Source organism: Providencia sp. PROV252 (assembly GCF_033676005.1).
Lineage (GTDB): Bacteria > Pseudomonadota > Gammaproteobacteria > Enterobacterales > Enterobacteriaceae > Providencia > Providencia vermicola.
Map to the genome: position 1 here is coordinate 2,220,621 of NZ_CP096294.1, position 22,504 is coordinate 2,243,124.

The window sequence follows — 22,504 nt, forward strand, 5'->3', positions numbered from 1 at the left end:
GAGCTGTTATGTCGCAAAAACAATTATTCACACCACTTAAAGTTGGTGCTTTCACTGCAGCAAATAGAATATTCATGGCACCATTAACGCGTTTGCGTAGTATTGAGCCAGGTGATGTCCCTACAGAATTAATGGGGGAGTATTATCGTCAACGTGCTAGTGCAGGGTTGATCATTTCGGAAGCGACACAAATTTCAGCGCAAGCAAAAGGCTATGCAGGGGCTCCAGGGTTACATAGCCCTGAGCAAATTGTCGCTTGGAAAAAGATCACAGAAGCGGTACATGATGCAGGTGGTCATATTGCCGTACAACTGTGGCACACGGGGCGAATTTCCCATGATACGTTACAACCTGAGAATCAATCACCTGTTGCACCTTCGGCACTAAGTGCTAACACACGTACGTCTTTACGAGACGAGCAAGGTAAACCAGTGAGGGTTGAAACCTCAATGCCGCGAGCGCTAACATTACAAGAAATCCCTCAAATTGTTGATGACTTTCGCCAAGCGGTAGAAAATGCGCGCCAAGCGGGATTTGACATGGTGGAATTACATGGTGCTCACGGGTATTTATTGCACCAATTTTTATCGCCAGATGCAAATCATCGTGATGACCAATATGGTGGTAGTATTGAAAACCGCGCACGTTTTTTGTTGGAAGTGATTGATGCCGTATGTGAACAATGGGCACCAGAGCGCATAGGTATTCGACTATCTCCAATTGGTAGTTTCCAAAATACAGGAAATGGCCCCGATGAAGAGTCAGATGCATTATATGTGATTGATGCGTTAAATCAGCGTGGGATTGGTTATTTACATCTTTCTGAGCCTGATTGGGCAGGCGGTAAGCCTTATACAGAGGCATTTCGTCAAAAAGTTCGCCAGTGTTTTGATGGTGTAATTATTGGTGCTGGTGCTTATACTATTGAAAAGGCAGAAGACTTAATCGAAAAAGGATTAATTGATGCCGTAGCTTTTGGCCGTGATTTTATCGCAAACCCTGATTTAGTTGCGCGCTTGCAGCATGGTGCACCACTGAATCCTCAGCACCCTGAAACATTTTATGGCGGTGGTGCAGAAGGTTATATTGATTATCCATTTATGAAATAGAAATATAATAGATATAGGCGCAAGCAACGGATGACTACTAATTTTGCTTGCGCCAAATTGTAATGTATATATTGCAATATTGGCTTTTTTTATACTATTTGTAATATATACGTTACCATTTTAATCTGAGTGTATTCCAAACACTCTCCCTCAGTGCAGCTGGAACACCATGGTGTTCAGCAAGCTCTCGCCACGTTGAGACCACGGCAATTGTCTCATCAATTATTTTTTTTGCTTTATTTCTACGTAGGTGTGTAATTTGTTCTGTGATTGACAATAAGTCATCATGGGTAAAATTATCACGTTTACCCGCTAATGACAGTTGGTGAGATTGTACCCATTCTGAGTCTTTTTTATAACTCCAAGCGAGGTCATAAGCAGGCGCTAACTGCCATTCGTATTGGTCGTTCACCATAAATGACCAATTCTTGGTGTGGTCATCATGGTTACGGGCGATGATATTAAACACCATTCGGCGATATATTTGCTCTTGCTCTTTATTTGATAAACCCAACTGCCTTGCAGTTAACAGTAGCTCTTCGTAACTAAATGCACCTGGTTTTCTAAAGTCTGCATGCGCTAAGCCACATAAACTAAGGACGTGATATTTTAAATTTCCCACTCTGTCAAAGCGCTTAGTCATAAAATGAGCACGTCCACTCTGTGCTTCCCTTAATAACTCACATTCTGACATTTCAATACCCACTTGTGTGGCCATCAGGTAATAAACATACTCCATCACCCCAAATCCTTTTGGGTCGCCAAAGGTTTCTTTATTGCTTTGGTGCTCTACAACACCATCAAATTTAAGTAAGTAATGTTCAAACCCTTCTGGGACTTTTACTTGGCCTGAGCGGATTTCTGTACGGTCTTTATTGACTGCGACTACGGCTTTAGCACGTGCACCACCTGCAGAGGTACCGATTTGTAGCAACTTAGACATCGAGGATTCTTCACTATCCGTTAAATGCAAATCATCTCGCGCATCCAACACTTTTTGGGCGATATTGACCAATTCTTCAATCAATATTGGGGTATCTTCTTCAATGTTCGGGTAATTCGTCGGTTGGTATTCAAGTGCGCCCATACCCCGAGTTCCAGTATAGAGTAATCGGTCTAAGGCTAAAAATTGTGATTTGTCTTTACCTTGGCGTGCCAGCCACGCATTGATCAAGGCGTTTCCGAAATCATCGGGTAAGGAGTCTGCAAATACAGCAGGTAAACCGCGATAGGTATCAACAGGTAAACTGCGGAAAGTATAGGTTTGTGAACTCAACGGTAAGTGAAGTGGGGAGAGACTAAAACCCTCTTTTTGCCACTCTTTGGTATATTCGAACGTCGCAAAGCCGCTATCATCTGTATAGGCCAAATAGCCCGTGGGTATATTATCAAAAAAGACAGTGCAAGATTTGGCTATCATATCGAACCTTTATTTTTTCGGTTAGCTAACATTTCTTTGACAGAGAGTTTGGTCTGTATTTGATTACGCCTAACATTTTGTTGTTTAACTATTTCTGAAGGACGTAAAGACGGAGGGGGGATCAATGTGTCGAACCCTTCCAATAAATTCAGCTCGCGTAATACGCTGATAAATGTTCCAAGGCTGCAAGTGCCTTTTTGTATTCGTGCGTAGGTTGGTCGGCTAATACCTAGATTTTCGACAAGCTCTTCCTGTGACAGCCCCCTAGATTGCCTATAATATTCAAGGCGGTTATAGAGTTCTTGTGTTATTGCTAAATCTGACATTGCCATTGAAATTTTCATAACGGCCTCTTTTGTAATATATATATTACAATATAGTGTTTTTTTTGGCGATCTGCAACGTATACGTTACGGTTTATATCAGGGTTAAAAATTAGATGAATTAGGTTGATGAATAAGATAATTCACTCTTTTCTTTATATAGGTAAACCTCGTACAGTAAAGGTACATTTATTCTCGTTGAGCCACTTATGAAACGTATCCTTTCATTAATCACGGCGGGGTTTATCTCACTTTGTAGCATAACAAGTGCTTTTGCAGGTGATCCTGGTCCATACCGCTTAGTGTTTCTCGATATATCCCAAGACCCATATAAAGATGGACAAAAATTAGTGATAGAGCTGCGCGAAATGAACGCGCTTTCTGACGCTCAGGATCACAACTGTTTTATTTGTGATGGCAATGATGGCAGCTATTCTGTTGAGGTGCTGTATGTTTACTCCGCTCCCGTTGGCCTATTAACGGAAGACTTACGCAAAGCCGTGGAAGGGGATAAGCAAGCGAAAACCCGCATGCAAAAGGTACTAACTGAGTTCCATGATAAGCAAGGTGAGGGTGTTGATGGCTTATTATTATATGAGCATGTTGCTGGTAAAGTGAATATCTATACTATGGATAAAAAAATTGGATCTAAACTGGAGGTTGAAAGCAAAGCGGTGAAAAACCACTTACTGCATTCCAGCTTAGATAGTTTGTTAGAAAAAGCGGCCAATAAAATAGATAGGCCTGTTTGATTAAAAACGCCTCTTACATTGGAATTTATCCTTAAAGTCTATTTAATTGGAATACCTGGTTAACCCTTACAACAAGTAACAAATAGGTATTATCAACTATAGAAAACACTTTGGGCAATTCTTAATAAGTAAGAAAAGATGTCATTTAGGCAGATATAGATCAGAACAAACTATTTGTCTCTAGATCAATTCCTTTTGCTCAACTTGAACGGACTAGATACTGGTGAATAGAAGGTATATCAAAATCGTCAGTATCTGTTGTTATTCGATAATTTTGGCGAGTCCATTGATAAATTTTTTTCATTTTCTACTCAGCATATAAGCAATAAGAAAGAAAATATACACGGATGGTAATATCATCCGTTTGTTCTTAAATGCTGATAAAGATAAAGATAAAGATAAAGATAAAGTCATGAGTATGAGGTCTTAGCTGATTCAGATAAACCATAGTTATGTTTAAGGGGAGGGAGAGCGTTTTTCATTTATAAATATTGGGTTAAGTTGAATTTCCCACCTTAATATTGAGTTGATCTCAAGAAACATAAGTCTGCGTAATGGAGAGAAGGATCGTGAACTAATGAACTCTTATAGCTTATTTAACATAATATGCATTATGCGAACCTAAGTATAAAATGAAGAAATCCAGCGTTCTGGCTGGTTAATTTCTCCGTAAATCGTAAAAATTGAATTTCAACTCAACTTCATAAATCTTACGTTTTGCTATCATTTTTATTGGCGTTTCAATCGCTCGGATGTCTGTTAGCTCCCAAGCTAGCCAACCTGCTTCATAGTAGGATGCGCAGGCTGCATCAATATCACTTTCAACGAATGGCCTCACGTTTTTCACTTTAACAATTGCGACAGCTTTCCCCATTTCTTCATTGCCATCTTTTAAAAGATAATTGTGATTTTCAACAATCAGTAAGTCTTCATTACAACCGATGTTTGGTGCCCATTTTCTTATTTCTAACGTTTTTTTTCCTAACGCAATATTTTTACCTGCTGGAGAGACTACAGATATGGCTTTCATTAATGAGATGTTTTTCCTGTTAAATTGATGTGTCCTTTATAAGGTTGATTAGTCCAATGCAAACGAACGGTTGTGCCATCAAAATTACCGTGGTTAAATATTTTCATTTTTAACCGTTGAGCCATTAATGATAGATTAATATAGCTTTACTTCTTTTTGTTTTACAAGGAAATTTTATGAGTAAAAATGGACGGCATTACACAAAAGAAAAAATCGAGAAACGTAAGGCCTTGGAGCGAAAAAATAAACACCCTATTCGTCTATTTATCAAAAGTTGGGATTTTTGGGGTAAATCGTGCTTTGGATTTATGATCTTTGGAATGGCTATTTATTCGTTAAGTGAAAATGCGACAGCACACCTGTTATGGATAATCTATGCTTGTATTTGCCTGCCTTTATTTCCTTTTGCTAAAAAATGCAGTGATGATGTTCTTCTTCACTATTTTTCAGAGCATACATTTGAAGAGATAATTAATGGGGGGGGCGCTAGAGGCTTCGGCGCTTTGTATTTAATTGCGATTATTCCATTTATCATCCCTTTAGCGACTGGATACTTTATCTACCAAATGAAAAAGTACAAATAAAATATTTTAGGCTTTATCTGTTATCAAGTGACAAACGGATAAAATATGATGAGTGAATCGCCGATTTATCAATTTTTACTCATTATATATTCTTGGAGTTTCACTATGACGGTTTCCATTCGTATTGTAAGTGGCCTACTTTTAACATCACTTCTTGCTACAGGTCATGCTCTAGCGGAAGCAGAAAGTACTTTAAATCAAAATGTTAAATTGAATCATGCAACAATATTTTTACGTGGGGCTGAGTTGGATAATGATGTGACACTGTCACTTAAACTGGGCCAAAATGATGTTATATTGACCAATATTGCAGCAAATATAGACCCACGAACCCTGTCCGTTAGTTTGAAAAATAATGATGTTATTATTCGTTCAATCAATGTCCAAAAGGTCGCTGTTCCCCCTATTTATTCACCTGAAATAATTACGCTTCAAGAACAACAAAAACAAAATAATCAACAAATTGAACGCTTAAATATTGCAATTAAAGTGGGAGAAGAACAATTATCGTTGTTGAAAGATCAACGTTTTTTTGGTGAAAGCAATAGCCAGACAATTGAGCAATCATCACAAAAATTGAATTTTATTCGTCAACAGATGACGCAAATATTGCAAGAACAGCAGCAGAACCAAGCGTCAGTGGATGAGCTTGAAGAAAAAAACATGTTGCTACAAGCTCAAATTGATGAAAACTTGCCTGCGGTTGTCGGGCAGCAAACTCAAGTGGTGATGGTCATTGATGCGAAAAACGCAACCACAGCACAAATGCAACTTTCTTACCTTACCCCTGATGCCGCCTGGTCACCAAGTTATGATTTTCGTAGTGAAGATGTTGAATCCCCTATCGTTCTTACCTACAAAGCCAATGTTGTGCAAAACACAGGGATTGATTGGCGAGATGTCAATTTAACGTTATCCTCTGTGAATCCGTCTAAAAATATTACGCCATTTAACCTGCAACCTTGGCGCTTATCGGTTTATGATGACAGTATACAGTACGAATCCCAAGCCTTAATGCAACAGGCCCCTGCTCCCGTCGCAATGACGGACGCCAGTATGCGTGCAAAAAAAAAGCGTGATAGCTCAGGTATTACCGATTTTGTCACTGCATCAAACAATGGCATCAATTTAAACTACGATATTTCATTACCTTATAGCCTAAAAAGCAGCACAAAACCCAACTCGTTAACCATCAAACAAACAGATATTATAGGGAAATACCAATACACGACGACACCGAAATTGGCGGAAGATGTCTTCTTACAAGCCGATATCGATAATTGGCAGGCGCTGAATTTACTGAATGGTAACGCCAATATTTACTATGGCAATACGTATATTGGTAATTTCCAAATTGATACCACTCAGTTGAATGATACTCTCTTTATTCCTTTTGGCATTGATAAAAACATTCAGATTTCTCGTGAAAATAACGAAAAAATGAAGAAAAAACCAAGTTTTATTGGTTCAACTATTGAACAGAAGGAAGGATATTTAATTAAAGCCAAAAATATGCATACTAAGCCAATTAATTTAACAATTGTTGACCAATTACCGATTAGTCAAGATAGCGAAATTAAAGTCTCTGAAATTGATAATAAACAGGCTGTTGTCAATAAAACAACAGGAGAATTAACTTGGGATGTGACTTTAGAAGCTAACCAACAGATTGAAATTCCATTTAATTATACGTTGAGCTACCCAAAAGATAAGCATATCGTTGGTCTTGAATAGTAACTTTTGTAGTTCCCTTTCGAAGGCGTTAGAATAAATTTACGCAAGACAACTATAATAGCTTAGAGGTTTTCATGATTATATTAGTGACTGGTGCATCATCTGGATTTGGCGAATCTATCGCGCGTAGATTCATTCAGCAAGGTCATACCGTTATTGGTACAGGGCGTCGAACTGAACGTTTAGAAGCGTTACAACGTGAATTAGGCAATAGTTTTCATCCTCTAACATTAGATGTTCAAGATAGAAAAGCGATTCAAACGGCCGTCGCTAATTTACCTACCTCCTTGAAAAATATTGATGTTCTTGTCAATAATGCAGGTTTAGCACTTGGTTTGGAACCTGCGTTTAATGCAAACCCAGACGATTGGGCAGTAATGATTGATACCAATACCAAAGGTTTGGTCAATATGACCTATGAAGTCCTACAAGGCATGGTGGCAAAAGATCATGGTCATATTATTAATATTGGTTCAACCGCAGCAAGTTGGCCTTACAAAGGTGGTAATGTGTATGGCGCCACTAAGGCATTTGTTAAACAATTTTCATTAGGTTTACGTGCTGATTTACAAGGTAAAAAAATTCGGGTGACGGATATTGAGCCAGGTTTAGTCGGTGGAACTGAGTTTTCTAACGTACGTTTTAAAGGTGATGATGATAAAGTTGCAAACACCTATAAAGGTGCTGAAGCATTAACGCCTGAAGATATCGCTGAAACGGTATTTTGGGTTGCAACGCTGCCTGCGCATATGAACGTGAATACTCTGGAATTAATGCCTGTTTGCCAAACTTTCGCTGGTTTAACCGTTCATAAACAACTTTAATTTTCGTACTATTCTCTACAGACGAAATGGTTTATCTTTGGCTATACTCAAGATATTGGCCCTGTTTAGTAAGGAATTTACATGAGTACTCAGAATATTTTGAAGAAAAGCGTAGCAGCTATGTGTGTCTGTTTACCATTACTTTGGACAACAGTCGCACCCGCTGCTCAGGGAAATACAACAACGTCATGCACTGCAGGCAGTACTTGTGTTTCTGTTGGTAAAGGTGATGATACTTTAAATAAAGAACAAGCTCGCCAAGAAAAAGAACAATGGGATAACACTCGAATGTTACGCAATAAAGTGAATACGCGTACTGAAAAAGAGTTCGATAAGATTGACGCCGCATTTGATGCAAAAGATAAGTGTGAAAAAAGCTTGAATCTGAATGCCTATTGGGAGCCTAGTACAAAGCGCTGTTTAGATGTTGGTACTGGTCGTCCAATTAACCCGTAAGTTGTTAACTTGTTCGTTATGGAGTCATTTACCAAGGAGGATCGATGCGAAAGAAATTGTTAGTTCCATTATTTTTAGTGATGTTGGCCCCTGCTTTTGCTCAAGCTTCATGTGAAAGTGTGATAGAAGAAATTAAACAGAAAATTATCAATAATGGCGTACCTGCCGATAGTTTTAGTTTAGTTGCAGTTCCTAATGATGAAGTTGACCCATCAAAAGGCCAAGTTGTCGGTCACTGCCAAAATGATTCATATAAAATTATTTATACTCGCCATTAGGCATGGATAAATAACACAAAAAGGGCGAATAAATCGCCCTTTTTATTTGTTTATTTTCAAATAATTATGCTGGTACAGTAATAAATTCCTGCAATTTTTCGATATGCAAATAGCGTCCTAAATCCCGCTCTTCTGGCCGTAATAAATACGGAATTTCACCAATTAGTGGCGCTTTAATGTGGTGCTGTAGACGGTCAATAATTTGTGCGTAATGAGCAAGACCTGGATTAATTCGGTTTGCCATCCAGCCAATTAGCGGTAAACCATCGGCCCTAATTGCATCCGCTGTTAACAAGGCATGATTGACACAACCGTGCTGAATACCCACCACTAAGATGACTCCGACAGATTGTCCTTTGAGCCAATCGGCATAAAAAGTATTATCATCAAGTAAATAGCGCCAACCACCATTTCCTTCAATAACGACCATGTCGCATTGTTCATGTAAATGCTCTAAACCTTGTTTGATTTTACTAAAATCAATACTGTTCTCATGGCTGTAGTTGTCAGTGATGCGAACTGGATTAACTTCATCATAAGAAACGAGGTCTTTAGACACACTGTGAATCAATAATGCATCTTTATTCCTGACTCCTTCAGGGGTATCAATGCATTGATCTGCAATAGGTTTGTATCCTACGGCTTTAATTCCTTGTCCATTGAGTGCTTGCAAAATAGCAAGTGTCGATACTGTCTTCCCGACATCTGTATCTGTCCCGGTAATAAATAGATTGATCATGGTCTTTTTCTATCCTGAAGTGACAGACTAGCAGCAATAAGCTGTAAAAATGATATGGATTCAGTTTATGGGAATGGGAAAGTGATAAGTTTGCGTTAGCTCAATTTTGTGGTCGATAGTCAAAAGTTTATCTAATTGTTTTAGCCTTGTAGCAATTGTAGTAGCAGAGAACCATCATATAAAGCGCGCTGAATTAATGTGGATTCACTTTCTTTTACTGAAAAATTAGATTTTTCTATTAATAAATGAGAACTATACAGAGGAGATGCGTATTGATGTATATAATGATGCAACCGCGCAAATAATCTCTCTGATGCTATATTTAAGGGGGAGTTAATAAGAATAAGTTCAGTACCAAATAGGCTTACCATTAACGATAATGGTTTGGCCAATTGTTTTGCTACCATTTCTATTAGATAAACACAAAGGGGATCGCCTAATATTGCGCCAGCGCAAATTTTATCGATTGATATTTCATTTTGTAATAAGACGCTATCAGGGTAATGACAAGATAAATTACTGGCTTTTTGTAATACCACTGGAATGGAAATATGCGTTTCCAAGCAACCCTCACCACCACAATAACAGGCAACTTGATTCGATTCACCTAACTGACTATGACCGAATAGAAGCGGTTTTTGTGTATTGGCATCTAATGTCACGCCACGGTTTAGTACAGTGGCATTCACCACATCCTGTACTTGAAGGTAAATAATATTTGTGGCTTGTCGTTTTGCTGAAAGCGAAAAATGATCCATTAATGCCAGTGCATCAACGGTTGAGTGTAAATAAACAGGTAAACCTGTCTGTTTAGTCAGATGTTGTGCTATTGGTAAAGAATTAATATTGAAACCCGTAAGTTGGAAAACAATCCCTTGGTAAGGATCTATGATACCTTCTGCAAGGATGCTGATCGCAGTAAGCCGCTCAATTAACATTTGATGATCAGCAAAAAACTGGCTGATTAACTCAAGCAATTCATGAATAAAAGCATCATTACCACACACATCAAATGGGTATGTGTTTTGCGCTAGCGTCACCCCATTAATTTCCTTCAAAGAAACCGTGATTTTACGTGGCTCAATAACCATCGAAAGAAACTGCCACCCTTCACTTTCAATGACCAGACCAATTGCGGGGCGACCTCGCAAACCCAATACTGGAAATTCTAGCTCTTTAATAAGGTGGGCATCCATTAGCTCACGGGTAATTTTAGTGATACTTGCAGGGGCTAATGAAGCTTGCTTAGATAAGGCAATACGCGATATTGGACCATGTTGATCAATTATTCGATACACAATACCTGTGTTTAATTGTTTTATTTGGTCAATATGACCCGTTTGGTTCAGCATAGCGATTATCAAATCCTTTATAAAGCAATTAGTTATTATGCCTTATTCTGTATATGAATGATTCTGCATACATACCAAGTGTGATTTCGGTCACGTTTATTTGCCGACAATATTGGAAATCAAAATTTGAGTCAATTTTTTAGCGACTGCAGGTAAGGTTCTACGGGTATTGTAAACTAACCATACTTCAGATGATGCCTCAATATTAATTAATTTTACATATCTTACACCATCAATTTTCATGCGTGTGAATGATTCAGTAATAATAGATATTCCCATTCCTGCGGAAACTAACCCAAGTATTGTCATGGCTTCCCCAGCTTCTTGTGAGATTTTAGGGACGATCCCTGCGGAGGTTAATAACTGACTGATCTCATCATGTAACGCCGTTCCTACTTCACGTTCAAAAAAAATTAGAGGGTAATTAGCCAACAATTGAATATCGACGCCTTGCTCTTCGAATTCTAACAATGGGTGCCCTTCATAAACGGCAACCATAAATGATTCTTTAAACAGCAATTGATAGTCAAGTTGCTCAGGCAAAATAGTATTTCGCATAATCCCCATGTCAATGCGCCCAGTTACTAAAGGCGCAATTTGTTGTTTTGTATTCATTTGGTGCATGTGAATAGAGACTTCAGGGTAAGTTTCACGGTATTGCCTTAAGCTCATTGTGACTTTATGCATAAAGGGGGTTGTGGAAGTAAAACCAATAGATAATTCACCGAGCTCACCTTTTTCCATTCGAGCTGCTTTAGTTGCAGCCGCATTAACTTGAGCAAGTATTTGATAAGCCTCTTTTAAAAACATGGTTCCTGCCGGTGTTAGAGCGACATTTCGATTATTTCGCTCCAATAATTTAGCATGAATTTGTTCTTCAAGTGATTGTATTTGTTGGCTTAATGGAGGTTGTGATATATGTAGGCGCTCAGCGGCTCGCCCAAAATGGAGCTCTTCTGCTACCGCAATAAAATAGCGTAAATGCCTCAGTTCAATGTTCATAAGTATATTGATATCTTTAAAGTATCATTTTAGATAATTAATATATTAGACAAAAAACTTAGGAATTTCTATTCTTTGATCAAAATCAAATGAGTTAGTATGACAAGGAATACACATGGAACACTCATCCAATAGCCTGACTACTGAGCAACCTGCTGAAAGGGAAGAAACTGACTCCGCGGTACATGTCGCACCTAAAAAACATTATATTCAAAGAGATGACGCTTTATACCTACGTGTCACCCTCTCCTTTTTTACAGTTGGTTTTGCAACATTTGCGCTGCTGTATTTTGTGCAGCCTATCCTGCCTTTATTATCCACAGATTTTAACGTATCTCCTGCAACAGCCAGCCTAGCCCTTTCATTAAGCACTGGCTTAATGGCTTTAGGTTTGTTAATCACAGGGCCAATATCAGATGCGATTGGTCGTAAAAACGTGATGGTGATAGCGTTGACATGTGCGGCATTATTTACGTTATTAAGTTCAGTGATGCAAAGCTGGCAAGGTATTTTGATTGCTAGAGCCTTAGTTGGCTTATCCCTTAGTGGCGTTGCCGCTGTAGCCATGACTTATTTAAGTGAAGAGATACACCCAAGTTATGTGGCTCTTTCTATGGGACTTTATATCAGCGGGAATTCCATTGGTGGAATGAGTGGACGATTAATGACAGGGGTTGTTGCTGATTATTTTTCATGGCGTGTCGCTGTCGTGATTTTAGGGACCTTGGCTTTGATTGCTGCGATAAGTTTCTGGCGTTTGTTACCCCCTTCCCAACACTTTCGTGCCAGCTCGTTAAAACCGAAAAATTTATGGGTCAATTTACATCTTCATTTTAGGGATAAAGGCTTACCTTGGTTATTTGTTGAGGGTTTTGTTCTCATGGGCGGGTTCGTCACCATGTATAATTATATTGGTTACCGCTTATTAGAAGCACCTTATAACTTATCACAATCTACCGTTGGTTTTTTATCTGTTATCTACTTAACAGGTACATACAGTGCGACAAAAACAGGCAGTCTAACCCAGAAATATGGATTAGGTAACATATTGATTGCTGCTATTTCATTGATGTTATTAGGTATTTTAATTACATTACATTCAAATGTCTGGATTGTTTTATTGGGAATGACCTTATTAACAACTGGTTTTTTCGCGGCACACTCTGTTGCTAGCAGCTGGGTTGGACGTCGTGCTAAACGGGCTCGAGGGCAAGCATCTTCACTGTATTTATTCAGCTATTATGCAGGCTCAAGTATTGCGGGTACAGTTGGTGGGCTATTCTGGGCTAATTATGGTTGGAACGGCGTTGCTTTATTCATCGCAGGAATATTATTGGTTGGTGTTATGATTGCATGCCGATTGAAATCAGGCTGTTATGACCATTAGCTTAGACACTGATAAAGGTTAAAATTTTCTCCCCCTCGTTATTACTGGATGATACACGCTCTTTTAATAACGAGGAAATGAGATGAAACCGTTGTTGTTTGCCCCAGTTCTTTTCTGTTGTAGTTTTCTAGTTTGGTCCCATGGATATGTCGAGTCTCCTGAAAGTCGAGCTTATTTGTGTAAAAAACAAGAAAACAAAAATTGTGGCCCTGTTCAATATGAACCCCAATCAGTTGAAGGACCGAAGGGGTTTCCAGAAAAAGGCCCGCTTGATGGTCAAATTGCGAGTGCAGGACTACCCCAGTTTAAACAGCTTGATGAACAAACTCCTCTTCGTTGGAAACGCTTGACACAATCCTCCCCTGAAATTGATTTCAGATGGCGGTTAACAGCGATACATAAAACCACGAAATGGGAATACTTCATCACCAAATTAAATTGGAATCCAAATGCACCGCTATCTCGTGCGCAATTTGAGTTAAAACCTTTTTGCAAATACGAACGCGTTGAAATACCACAGGAAGTTGTTCAACATAACTGTGTCCTTCCATTATCACATCAAGGGTACCATACCATTTTAGCAGTATGGACAATCGATGACACAGGTAATGCATTCTATCAAGCAATTGATTTAAATATACATTTTGTGAAATCGAACTGAAAATAGTGCTAAAATAAGGGGAGTCATCCCCTTTTTACTCTAGTTAACACAATCGAATTGAAAATCACTGTTGCTAATGTTAATTTATATTTAAACAAACTGTATGTTGTAACTAATTCATATGAATAAAAAACAAATATTAATCGAATTTTTTAACCAATTAGAATGCCAGATAAAACAGTTATCTGGGTTATTGTCTGAGCAGAAACAATATATAGCTAAAGTTTATACATTACCCGATGTCATTAAAGGTGATGAAAACAATGAGGTCAACGAAATTATTGTTGATGAGATTACTGGTAATAATGCAATAAAAGAAGTCATTGCCCTACTCAACCTACTGTTTATACATAATAAATCTACTGAAATTAGTAACAAAGCCGCTATTCGGCTACCAGGTGTCATTTGTATTCAAATAGACAACCAGGGTTATCAGCGGTTTAACCAATTAATAGTTGAAATCAATCAGCTGAAGATATCCATTAAAACCCTTGTTACGCAGATAGATGAGACTCAACGATTTGAGTTTATTAGAGAAAGTTTGCATGGCCTACTCACGTTAAATACTTACCGTACTATCACAAGCTTAGTGGATGTAGATACATTAGGCTTTGGTTGGGCAAATAAAAAAGTGATCAATAAAATCACTAAAGAAACATTGCTCGATAAATTACAATATAGTTTAGAAAATGGCCGTTGCCCTGCTCATTTACCGCGAGAGCATTGGCAATTGCAATTAAAAACAGAAATACAATTGATTGAGTCCCTTCCCCATGATGCCATTTTAAAAACCCAGCGCCCTGTAAAAGTGCAGCCAATTGCACGCGTTTGGGATAAGGCACAGCAAAAACAGACTCAATTTGCCTGTGCAACACCATTATTCGTTTTTGCTGTAGAGAAAACATTGGCTGAAATCAAAATTGGGGAGTTGCCTGACTACCATGCAGATAATATCGCATTACGTAATCGCCCACGCGCAAAACCTGTTGAGTTATTGATCCCTCGATTAAATCTTTACATTGAGCGATAAAAAAACACCCGCTAGTTTAACCATGCGGGTGCCTTAAGATTTAATCTTAACGTTTAGATTAAGATTTCATACTGCCAACCATGTCCTCTGGACGAACCCAATCATTAAACTGCTCTTCAGTTAAATAGTTCAGCTTTAATGCAGACTCTTTTAATGTTAGGCCTTCTTTATGCGCTTTTTTCGCAATTTCAGCTGCTTTATCATAACCAATGTGCGTATTTAATGCGGTTACTAACATTAATGATTCATGTAGTAATTTCTCAATGCGCTCACGGTTTGGCTCGATACCCACAGCGCAGTGTTCGTTAAAGCTACGCATACCATCAGCTAATAAACGTACCGATTGCAGGAAGTTATCGATTAACATTGGACGGAAAACGTTTAATTCAAAGTTACCCGAAGCACCTCCTATATTCACAGCAACATCGTTACCCATGACTTGTGCGCACAGCATGGTTAATGCTTCACATTGTGTTGGGTTAACTTTACCTGGCATGATTGAACTGCCTGGTTCGTTTTCTGGAATTGAAATTTCGCCAATACCACAACGAGGGCCAGAAGCTAACCATCTAACATCATTAGCGATTTTCATTAATGATGCCGCTAAGCCTTTTAACGCACCGTGAGCATGAACCAAGCTATCGCATGTTGCTAATGCTTCGAATTTATTCGGTGCAGTGATGAATGGTTGCCCTGTTAATTCAGCAATTTTTTTAGCAACACGAACCGCATACTCTGGATGAGTATTCAGACCTGTACCGACTGCAGTACCGCCTAATGCTAATTCACAAACATGAGGAACCGCGTTCTCAATGTGTTTTTCGCTGTGAGCTAACATCGCAGCCCAACCTGAAATTTCTTGGCCTAAAGTCAGCGGTGTTGCATCTTGTAAGTGGGTACGGCCAATTTTAACAATGTCTTTAAATTCTTTTGCTTTTGCATCTAGAGTTTTATGCAAAATTTTCAATTCTGGGAGCAGATGTTCACGAATAGCTACAACGGCAGCTACGTGCATCGCGGTAGGAAAGACATCATTTGAACTTTGGCTTTTGTTAACGTCATCGTTTGGGTGGATCAGACGGTCATTACCTCTTTGACCACCTAAAATTTCACTACCACGATTTGCTAACACTTCATTCATGTTCATGTTACTTTGTGTACCAGAACCCGTTTGCCAAATAGCTAAAGGGAATTCTGTTGGGTGTTTACCCGCTAAAACTTCGTCAGCAGCGGCAATAATTGCATCGCCACGTTCTTTAACGAGTAGTCCCAAATCCATATTCACACTTGCTGCCGCTTTTTTAGTAATCGCAAGTGCGTGGATAAGCGCGACTGGCATTTTTTCTACAGATATACGGAAATGTTCTAAAGAACGCTGCGTTTGCGCGCCCCACAACTGGTCAGCAGGTACTTCGATAGGCCCCATTGAGTCTTTTTCAATGCGAGTGGCTGCCATTACTATCTCCTTAGGTACATACACAGAATAATTAATTTTAGAATCGTCTGCTTGCAGGTAAGCAAATAACCGAGCAGTATAATGCCACAAATTGAATTTAATTTATGAGACTTGGTCGAGCTTATTGTACCCTGATGTTAAGGAAATGAGTTGATTTTTACAAAAAAGAGAATTTTGCTATGCTTAAAATGATAAACAAAGTCCAAAATTATGATTGGGGAAGTAAAAACGCCCTAACACAGCTGTATGGAATCGCAAATCCAGAGAATTTGCCAATGGCTGAACTTTGGATGGGAGCGCATCCTAAAGCTAGCTCCGACGTTATCGATAGCCAAAATAATCAAATTACTCCGTTAAATACATTGATTGATAGTCATCCTGAGTTGTATTTAGGAAAAAAGGTGGCGCAAACTTATCACCGATTGCCTTATCTTTTCAAAGTACTTTGTGCGGCTCAGCCGCTGTCAGTTCAAGTTCATCCCAATAAGAAATATGCTGAAGTTGGCTTTGCCAAAGAGAATGCGGCAGGTATACCACTCGATTCACCTCTCCGTAATTACAAAGACGATAATCATAAACCCGAATTAATCTATGCATTAACGCCTTTCAAGGCGATGAATGCGTTTCGTCCCCTGAATGAAATTGCAGCTTTACTTGATTTTGTTTCTGCTGCTCATCCTGACATTCAGTTATTTGTTCAATCTCCTTCTGAAGAGAAGCTTTCTCGATTGTTTGCACAACTTCTGAATCTAACTGGCGCACAAAAAGAGTTGGCTCTAGGGGTATTAAAGGCGGCCTTAAATAGCCGTCAGGGAGAACCTTGGGACTCAATAAAACAAATGGTTAGCTTATATCCTGAAGATAATGGCTTATTTACCCCTCTTCTTTTAAATGTCATTGAATTGCAACCTGGCGAAGCAATGTTTTTATATGCGCGAACACCACATGCTTATTTAGAAGGTGTCGGTTTAGAAGTGATGGCCAACTCCGATAATGTGCTACGCGCAGGCTTGACAAATAAGCATATCGATATACCTGAGTTAATTGCGAATATTGATTTCAAACCTACGCCTGCGCATGATTTGTTAAATATCCCCGAAAAATCTGGAAATATCTGGAAATATCATATTCCAGTAGAAGATTTTTCATTTAATATATATTCTATTAATCACTCGGGGATTACCCTAACTAACGATACAGCCTCAATTTTATTCTGTATTGAAGGCGAGTTAGTTTTAAACTCAGGTGATAAAGAAATTAGCATTGATTCTGGTGAGTCTATTTTTCTGCCTGCGTATGAGAAACATGTTTCCATTAAAGGTAATGGTAAACTTGCTCGAGTGTTTAATCTTTAGTGTCATATTCTGTATTAGCCGTCTTTCTTACGCAGCATTAAGACGGTTATATAAAACTTATACAAATTTATAAGTGCGTTAGAAACGTACTGAAAGGATGGATGTTTATAATGAAAAAGTCATTAGTCGCGGTTGGTGTTATCGTTGCTCTGGGCGCAGTGTGGACCGGTGCATCATGGTATACAGGTTCTAAAGTTAAAGATGAACTTGATAGAGTCATCCTGAAAACCAACGATTTTTTTGCTGTAAATGTGCCTGAATCAGGTGTGAACTTTAAATTAGAAAACTACAAAAAAGGCGTTTTCTCTTCACAAGCAGATATCGTAATTACGTCAGCAGATTCGACTACACCTGATGAATCAATCGTATTTAAAGCAAATATCGACCATGGCCCATTCCCTATTTCACAGGTTGCCAAATTTAATTTAATGCCTAAATTAGCAGCGACCCAAGTTGAATTAGCCAATAATGCTACAACTAAAGAATTATTTGAAGCAACCAAAGGGAAGCCATTCATTCATGGTAACGCTGTTATCGGTTACAGCAAAAGCATTGATACTAATTTAGAGTTAATCCCTGTTGAATACTCTAAAGATGATGCTACCGTTTCTTTCAGTGGTTCTAAGCTTGATATTTCAACAACGGCTGACCTTGCTGCGGTTGACGCGTCTTTAATTACTGACAGTTTAGTTATCGGTAAGAAAGATAAAACTGAATCCATGACATTAAAAGGCTTAAAATTAGTCTCTAATGTGACAAAATCTCAGTACGGTTTCTATACAGGTAAACAATCGTTTATTATTGCAGACACTGACTTTAACATCCCTGATACCAAATTCTCATTTAAAGATTTCAAAATCTCAAGTGATACAGCTATCACAGGTGAAGATGTTAAAGGGAATATCTCTTACAGTATCGCTGACTTAAAAGCATTAGAGCAAAACTTAGGTTCGGGCGAATTAACTGTTGCAATTGAAAAGTTAGATGCAAAAGCATTGGGCAAATTTGTTGAGCAATACAACGAAGCATTGGCACAAGGCTTAGCAAATGGCGATCCAACTGAAGCAACAGAACGTTTAGCGATGGAAATGATGTCTACTACATTACCTGAGCTGATGAAAAGCAAACCTGTTTTCACTGTTAGCCCGTTCTACTGGAAAAACGAAGCAGGTCAAAGCTCTGTTGACTTGAACATTACGTTTAACAAATGGAACCAAGACGAAATTACAGCCTTAGCAATGTCTAACAAAGTTGATGAAGCTGTTAAGCAATTGATTTCATCTTTCGACTTCAACCTGAAACTGAACAAACCAATGTTAATCGAATCTATGACGCAAGCCATGATCATTGACCAAGGTACACCAGTTGATGCTGATACGAAGAAAGAAATGAAAGGCATGGTAACGTCTGAGTTCGAAGGCGTGCAGCAAATGTTAACGTCTGACATGTTCTCTTCCCCATTCGAAGAAATGTTCATGACAGATGAAGAACGTGCTGAAAAAGCAAAACAGAAAAAATCACCTTGGATGATTGATAGTGAAAATGATTTAACGATGACTATCAAGTTTGCAGGTAATGACCTCACATTCAACAATGATAAGTATACATTAGCTGAATTCCTGACTAAGATGAAAATTATGTCGAATCCAGATGATGCTTTAGAGTACGAAGCTGTTCCAGCGCCTGATGCAGAGCCCGCTCCAGAAATGGAAGCACCAGAATTAGCGCCTGCTCCGCAAGAAGCTCCAGCTAACTAATTAATTTCTGTTACCTAAAAAATTTAAAGCGCCAGTCAATTTGATTGGCGTTTTTTTTTACCTCACCTAATAAATGTGATTTGAATCACAATTATTATGTAATAATTGAATGCGTTTCACATTTTTCGTGACTTAAGATTGCCTTTGGCGTTGTAACAGCCAAAATAAGGGAAGAAAATAGATAAAGGAACATTCCGTGATAAAAACAAATCTCCCTTTAACCGATTTACATCGCCACCTTGATGGTAATATCCGTCCAGAAACCATTCTTTCTTTAGCTGAAGAACACAATATTCAATTACCAGCCACGGAACTTGAAGCTCTTCGCCCTCATGTGCAAATTATAGGCCAAGAAGCCGACTTGGTGGGTTTCTTAACAAAATTAGATTGGGGTGTGGCGGTTCTTGCTGATTTAGATGCATGTCGTCGTGTTGCGTTTGAAAATGTCGAAGATGCATTCAATGCAGGTATCGATTATGCAGAATTACGCTTTTCACCTTATTACATGGCGATGAAGCACCAATTACCCGTTGAAGGTGTGGTAGAAGCGATTGTTGATGGTGTTAAAGCGGGTTGTCGCCAATATGATATTAAAATAAATCTGATTGGTATCTTGAGCCGTACGTTTGGGCAAAAAGCTTGTACCACTGAATTACAAGGTTTGCTTGCTCATCGTAACCAATTATGTGCTTTAGACCTTGCGGGTGATGAGTTAGGTTTCCCTGGTGAGCTATTTGAAGAGCATTTTATTAAAGCTCGTGATACAGGTTTAAACATTACCGTACATGCAGGAGAAGCCGCTGGTGCTGCCAGTATTTGGCATGCAATCAAAGTATTAGGCGCACAACGCATCGGCCACGGTGTAAAAGCTATTGAAGACCCTGCTCTGATTGAATATTTAGCTCAACATCAAATTGGTATGGAAAGCTGTTTGACGTCGAATATCCAAACTAGCACTGTGCCTTCATTGGCTCAGCACCCACTCAAAACCTTTTTGCAACAGGGTGTGTTAGCATCAATTAATACTGATGATCCTGCCGTTCAAGGCATTGAACTACGCCATGAATATGAAGTCGCCGCACCACAAGCAGGTTTGAGCGTTACAGAGATAGAACAAGCACAGCGTAACGGCTTAACAATGGCATTTTTATCGGATAGCGAGAAAGTCGCGCTAGCCCAAAAAGCGGCCAAACGTTAATTAGTGAGTTATTGAGGGCACAGAATGATGCCCTTTTCCTTCAGTTCCTTCTTCCAGACAAACTCACATTGTTTTCAATCATGCACGCCTGTAAAGCTGCTAACATGTTAATTACAATGCTAAGGTACTTTATTTAATAATAACAAATAGTATGTTGTAACTAAAAATTAGAGTTAGAGAGACTGAAAAGAACAAAAACAGCTTAAATAAACATGTTATTCAAGCTATTCGATACAACGATTACTTCACTAAGCGTTTTGCATAACGCTGTGCCAATACCGCACTCACCATCAATTGGACTTGGTGGAAAATCATCAGTGGCAATAAAATCACGCCTACCGTGGCTGCGGGAAATAACACATTCGCCATTGGAACGCCATTTGCTAAGCTTTTCTTTGAACCACAAAAAACAATCGTGATTTCATCTTCTTTGCTAAAGCCAAGTAAACGAGCCGCTAACGTGTTTATCACTATCACAACAAATAAAATAATGCATGTCACAACAACAATCATCAATAGTGAATAAACATCAATTTTCTGCCAAATCCCCTCAACCACTGCTTCACTAAATGCAACATAGACGACAAGTAATATCGAAGATCGGTCAGTGATATTCACTAATTTACGATGACGATTAATCCAATTAGCAATTAATGGGCGAGATAAATGCCCCACAACGAAAGGCAACATTAATTGCATAAGAATAGAACCAATAGCATTGAGTGTATCAACGGCTTGGCTACCATCTGCATCCATCAAAAGGCCAACTAAGATAGGTGAAAGAAAGACACCTAAAATGCTAGATGCAGAAGCACTGCAAATCGCAGCGGCGATATTCCCGCCTGCAACAGAAGTGAATGCAATGGCAGATTGGACGGTTGCTGGTAATGCACATAGGTAGAGGAAACCCATATAAACCGTCGGCGACATCCATGCAGGCACAATAACGGCTAAGCCGAGACCAATAATGGGGAATAAAATAAATGTACTTGCAAATACCAGTAAATGTAATCGCCAGTGCCCTATCCCAGCCATTATTGACTCGCGTGATAACTTAGCTCCATGCATAAAAAACAATAAGGCAATCGCCGCAGTTGTTAGGTATTGGAAGCCCGTTTTAATATCTCCTTCACAAGGAAATAAGCTTGCCACGCCCACAACACAAATCATGATCAGTAAAAAAGGGTCAATTCTTAATTTTGCAAGTAAGTTCATTTGCTTATCCATAACAAAAGGCAGTGCTTTAATTGGCCTTAAAATCGGTTTTAGCCTTAAAAGATAGCCGTAATAATTCATTTTTCAATGGAAAAAATCTCAGCTTCCCTGAAATTTATTAAAGTGACAGCGTCACTCCATATTACCGTTTAACAACGCTTATTTAATAAGTTCGCTAAAAAAGCCTGTTTACAGTACAAAACAGCCAGTTATTATGAAGATCCTCGCTAGATCTTAATCGATCACGGGTTAATCGTCGTTATGCCTAAGCTTTTTCATCGCTGTAGATATAAATAAGCCTCGAAAAGTAGCATTAGAAGGAATGAGTTGGCAAATAAATCTATGATAGAATTGTTAAATCGATTGCGATTGGCTAAAAATGGATAATTATTTATGAGTTCAGTTTATGACGCTAACCGCCTGACGGGTTGGCTTTTGGTTCCTGCAATCTACTTGCTACTCACTTTCTTGGCAGTTTGTAGTATGACGGTGATGTATTGCATCAAGCTGTATGAAATTGTCTCCACGGTAGAGGGTTGGATAACGTTTATTCCTGCTGCGTGGTATTTGTCATTTGCAATCTCGATTGGTATGACAGTATTTAGTGTTCATGTGCTTCAATTAATGTTTTCTCGTTCAAAGCACTTCCCTCGCCGCTTTACGATTTGGTTACTTATTTTATTATTATTAGGACTAAAAACATTTGCATTTTCACCCATTGATGACAAAACGGCTCTGCAAGTCCTTGCTTGGCCCCTGTTAGGCGCGGGGTTCTTTGTCCCTTATTTAAAACGTTCTCAACGAGTTAAAATGACTTTCACACAAGATCGATAAGCATCACA

The 22,504-nt window shown here is 38.8% G+C and carries 22 protein-coding genes; 14 read left to right on the plus strand and 8 right to left on the minus strand.

Annotated elements, in window-relative coordinates; translation table 11 throughout:
- The first annotated feature begins 8 nt into the window (after positions 1-8).
- A complete protein-coding gene (locus M1F05_RS10175; protein ID WP_206086052.1) occupies positions 9-1,109 on the plus strand; it encodes an alkene reductase in 1,101 nt (366 codons plus the stop codon).
- Between the two features lie 112 nt (positions 1,110-1,221).
- Here M1F05_RS10175 and M1F05_RS10180 read toward each other — a convergent pair whose 3' ends face one another.
- Entirely contained in the window at positions 1,222-2,529 is a 1,308-nt protein-coding gene (locus M1F05_RS10180; protein WP_206086053.1) for a type II toxin-antitoxin system HipA family toxin, read from the minus strand.
- Positions 2,526-2,873 carry a helix-turn-helix domain-containing protein gene (locus M1F05_RS10185; RefSeq protein ID WP_206086054.1) on the minus strand — a complete coding sequence of 116 codons (348 nt, stop codon included), beginning with the start codon at positions 2,871-2,873 and terminating at the stop codon, positions 2,526-2,528. Before M1F05_RS10185 ends, M1F05_RS10180 begins: the two co-directional genes overlap by 4 nt.
- Before the next feature lie 188 nt (positions 2,874-3,061).
- On the opposite strand from M1F05_RS10185, the gene M1F05_RS10190 reads away from it, so the two are divergent.
- On the plus strand, positions 3,062-3,604 hold the full coding sequence (locus M1F05_RS10190; protein ID WP_206086055.1) for a hypothetical protein: 543 nt from the start codon (positions 3,062-3,064) through the stop codon (positions 3,602-3,604).
- A gap of 658 nt (positions 3,605-4,262) precedes the next feature.
- Here the strand turns inward: M1F05_RS10190 and M1F05_RS10195 are convergent.
- Positions 4,263-4,634, minus strand: a complete 372-nt coding sequence (locus M1F05_RS10195; RefSeq protein ID WP_206086056.1) for an ASCH domain-containing protein — start codon at positions 4,632-4,634, stop codon at positions 4,263-4,265.
- A gap of 176 nt (positions 4,635-4,810) precedes the next feature.
- Here M1F05_RS10195 and M1F05_RS10200 point away from each other — a divergent pair, with 176 nt between their 5' ends.
- The 5 genes from M1F05_RS10200 to M1F05_RS10220 all read left to right on the plus strand — a co-directional run bounded on the left by M1F05_RS10200 (position 4,811) and on the right by M1F05_RS10220 (position 8,510).
- Positions 4,811-5,218, plus strand: coding sequence for a hypothetical protein (locus tag M1F05_RS10200; protein WP_241016886.1), 408 nt, complete (start codon positions 4,811-4,813; stop codon positions 5,216-5,218).
- Positions 5,219-5,323: 105 nt separating this feature from the next.
- A complete protein-coding gene (locus M1F05_RS10205) occupies positions 5,324-6,952 on the plus strand; it encodes a DUF4139 domain-containing protein (protein WP_206086057.1) in 1,629 nt (542 codons plus the stop codon).
- 74 nt (positions 6,953-7,026) lie between these two features.
- Positions 7,027-7,776 carry a bifunctional NADP-dependent 3-hydroxy acid dehydrogenase/3-hydroxypropionate dehydrogenase YdfG gene (ydfG, locus tag M1F05_RS10210; RefSeq protein WP_206086058.1) on the plus strand — a complete coding sequence of 250 codons (750 nt, stop codon included), beginning with the start codon at positions 7,027-7,029 and terminating at the stop codon, positions 7,774-7,776.
- An 81-nt stretch (positions 7,777-7,857) separates the two neighbouring features.
- Complete coding sequence (locus M1F05_RS10215) at positions 7,858-8,232, plus strand: DUF1283 family protein (RefSeq protein ID WP_206086059.1); 375 nt, start codon at positions 7,858-7,860, stop codon at positions 8,230-8,232.
- A gap of 44 nt (positions 8,233-8,276) precedes the next feature.
- The gene (locus M1F05_RS10220) at positions 8,277-8,510 is read left to right on the plus strand and encodes a DUF1161 domain-containing protein (protein WP_206086060.1); all 234 of its coding nucleotides are present in this window, start codon (positions 8,277-8,279) and stop codon (positions 8,508-8,510) included.
- 64 nt (positions 8,511-8,574) lie between these two features.
- Here M1F05_RS10220 and bioD read toward each other — a convergent pair whose 3' ends face one another.
- The 3 genes from bioD to M1F05_RS10235 form a co-directional block, all read right to left on the minus strand.
- Positions 8,575-9,249 (minus strand): dethiobiotin synthase, encoded by a 675-nt coding sequence (gene bioD / locus M1F05_RS10225; RefSeq protein ID WP_206086061.1) that lies wholly within the window; start codon positions 9,247-9,249, stop codon positions 8,575-8,577.
- A gap of 140 nt (positions 9,250-9,389) precedes the next feature.
- On the minus strand, positions 9,390-10,601 hold the full coding sequence (locus M1F05_RS10230; protein WP_206086062.1) for an ROK family protein: 1,212 nt from the start codon (positions 10,599-10,601) through the stop codon (positions 9,390-9,392).
- A 96-nt stretch (positions 10,602-10,697) separates the two neighbouring features.
- A complete protein-coding gene (locus tag M1F05_RS10235; RefSeq protein ID WP_206086063.1) occupies positions 10,698-11,603 on the minus strand; it encodes a LysR family transcriptional regulator in 906 nt (301 codons plus the stop codon).
- Between the two features lie 115 nt (positions 11,604-11,718).
- Here M1F05_RS10235 and M1F05_RS10240 point away from each other — a divergent pair, with 115 nt between their 5' ends.
- The 3 genes from M1F05_RS10240 to tus all read left to right on the plus strand — a co-directional run bounded on the left by M1F05_RS10240 (position 11,719) and on the right by tus (position 14,681).
- Positions 11,719-12,990, plus strand: coding sequence for an MFS transporter (locus tag M1F05_RS10240; RefSeq protein WP_206086064.1), 1,272 nt, complete (start codon positions 11,719-11,721; stop codon positions 12,988-12,990).
- Between the two features lie 82 nt (positions 12,991-13,072).
- Positions 13,073-13,651, plus strand: a complete 579-nt coding sequence (locus tag M1F05_RS10245; protein ID WP_206086065.1) for a lytic polysaccharide monooxygenase — start codon at positions 13,073-13,075, stop codon at positions 13,649-13,651.
- A 121-nt stretch (positions 13,652-13,772) separates the two neighbouring features.
- Entirely contained in the window at positions 13,773-14,681 is a 909-nt protein-coding gene (gene tus, locus M1F05_RS10250; RefSeq protein WP_206086066.1) for a DNA replication terminus site-binding protein, read from the plus strand.
- A gap of 58 nt (positions 14,682-14,739) precedes the next feature.
- Here tus and fumC read toward each other — a convergent pair whose 3' ends face one another.
- Positions 14,740-16,137, minus strand: a complete 1,398-nt coding sequence (fumC, locus tag M1F05_RS10255) for a class II fumarate hydratase (protein ID WP_206086067.1) — start codon at positions 16,135-16,137, stop codon at positions 14,740-14,742.
- A 179-nt stretch (positions 16,138-16,316) separates the two neighbouring features.
- On the opposite strand from fumC, the gene manA reads away from it, so the two are divergent.
- From manA to add, 3 genes are all read left to right on the plus strand, one after another.
- Positions 16,317-17,492, plus strand: a complete 1,176-nt coding sequence (gene manA, locus M1F05_RS10260) for a mannose-6-phosphate isomerase (RefSeq protein WP_206086068.1) — start codon at positions 16,317-16,319, stop codon at positions 17,490-17,492.
- Positions 17,493-17,602: 110 nt separating this feature from the next.
- Complete coding sequence (locus tag M1F05_RS10265; RefSeq protein WP_206086069.1) at positions 17,603-19,249, plus strand: YdgA family protein; 1,647 nt, start codon at positions 17,603-17,605, stop codon at positions 19,247-19,249.
- A gap of 196 nt (positions 19,250-19,445) precedes the next feature.
- Positions 19,446-20,447: an adenosine deaminase gene (gene add, locus M1F05_RS10270; protein WP_206086070.1), complete on the plus strand. Its 1,002-nt coding sequence runs from the start codon at positions 19,446-19,448 to the stop codon at positions 20,445-20,447.
- 240 nt (positions 20,448-20,687) lie between these two features.
- Here the strand turns inward: add and M1F05_RS10275 are convergent, their stop codons facing one another.
- Positions 20,688-21,662: a bile acid:sodium symporter family protein gene (locus M1F05_RS10275; protein ID WP_206086071.1), complete on the minus strand. Its 975-nt coding sequence runs from the start codon at positions 21,660-21,662 to the stop codon at positions 20,688-20,690.
- A gap of 393 nt (positions 21,663-22,055) precedes the next feature.
- On the opposite strand from M1F05_RS10275, the gene M1F05_RS10280 reads away from it, so the two are divergent.
- On the plus strand, positions 22,056-22,496 hold the full coding sequence (locus M1F05_RS10280; RefSeq protein ID WP_206086072.1) for a DUF2569 domain-containing protein: 441 nt from the start codon (positions 22,056-22,058) through the stop codon (positions 22,494-22,496).
- Positions 22,497-22,504: the final 8 nt, after the last annotated feature.

Coding starts and splice junctions, on each gene's coding strand:
- M1F05_RS10175 (WP_206086052.1), top strand. CDS start 9: ATGTCGCAAAAACAATTATTCACACCACTTAAAGTTGGTGCTTTCACT.
- M1F05_RS10180 (WP_206086053.1), bottom strand. CDS start 2,529: ATGATAGCCAAATCTTGCACTGTCTTTTTTGATAATATACCCACGGGC.
- M1F05_RS10185 (WP_206086054.1), bottom strand. CDS start 2,873: ATGAAAATTTCAATGGCAATGTCAGATTTAGCAATAACACAAGAACTC.
- M1F05_RS10190 (WP_206086055.1), top strand. CDS start 3,062: ATGAAACGTATCCTTTCATTAATCACGGCGGGGTTTATCTCACTTTGT.
- M1F05_RS10195 (WP_206086056.1), bottom strand. CDS start 4,634: ATGAAAGCCATATCTGTAGTCTCTCCAGCAGGTAAAAATATTGCGTTA.
- M1F05_RS10200 (WP_241016886.1), top strand. CDS start 4,811: ATGAGTAAAAATGGACGGCATTACACAAAAGAAAAAATCGAGAAACGT.
- M1F05_RS10205 (WP_206086057.1), top strand. CDS start 5,324: ATGACGGTTTCCATTCGTATTGTAAGTGGCCTACTTTTAACATCACTT.
- ydfG (WP_206086058.1), top strand. CDS start 7,027: ATGATTATATTAGTGACTGGTGCATCATCTGGATTTGGCGAATCTATC.
- M1F05_RS10215 (WP_206086059.1), top strand. CDS start 7,858: ATGAGTACTCAGAATATTTTGAAGAAAAGCGTAGCAGCTATGTGTGTC.
- M1F05_RS10220 (WP_206086060.1), top strand. CDS start 8,277: ATGCGAAAGAAATTGTTAGTTCCATTATTTTTAGTGATGTTGGCCCCT.
- bioD (WP_206086061.1), bottom strand. CDS start 9,249: ATGATCAATCTATTTATTACCGGGACAGATACAGATGTCGGGAAGACA.
- M1F05_RS10230 (WP_206086062.1), bottom strand. CDS start 10,601: ATGCTGAACCAAACGGGTCATATTGACCAAATAAAACAATTAAACACA.
- M1F05_RS10235 (WP_206086063.1), bottom strand. CDS start 11,603: ATGAACATTGAACTGAGGCATTTACGCTATTTTATTGCGGTAGCAGAA.
- M1F05_RS10240 (WP_206086064.1), top strand. CDS start 11,719: ATGGAACACTCATCCAATAGCCTGACTACTGAGCAACCTGCTGAAAGG.
- M1F05_RS10245 (WP_206086065.1), top strand. CDS start 13,073: ATGAAACCGTTGTTGTTTGCCCCAGTTCTTTTCTGTTGTAGTTTTCTA.
- tus (WP_206086066.1), top strand. CDS start 13,773: ATGAATAAAAAACAAATATTAATCGAATTTTTTAACCAATTAGAATGC.
- fumC (WP_206086067.1), bottom strand. CDS start 16,137: ATGGCAGCCACTCGCATTGAAAAAGACTCAATGGGGCCTATCGAAGTA.
- manA (WP_206086068.1), top strand. CDS start 16,317: ATGCTTAAAATGATAAACAAAGTCCAAAATTATGATTGGGGAAGTAAA.
- M1F05_RS10265 (WP_206086069.1), top strand. CDS start 17,603: ATGAAAAAGTCATTAGTCGCGGTTGGTGTTATCGTTGCTCTGGGCGCA.
- M1F05_RS10275 (WP_206086071.1), bottom strand. CDS start 21,662: ATGAACTTACTTGCAAAATTAAGAATTGACCCTTTTTTACTGATCATG.
- M1F05_RS10280 (WP_206086072.1), top strand. CDS start 22,056: ATGAGTTCAGTTTATGACGCTAACCGCCTGACGGGTTGGCTTTTGGTT.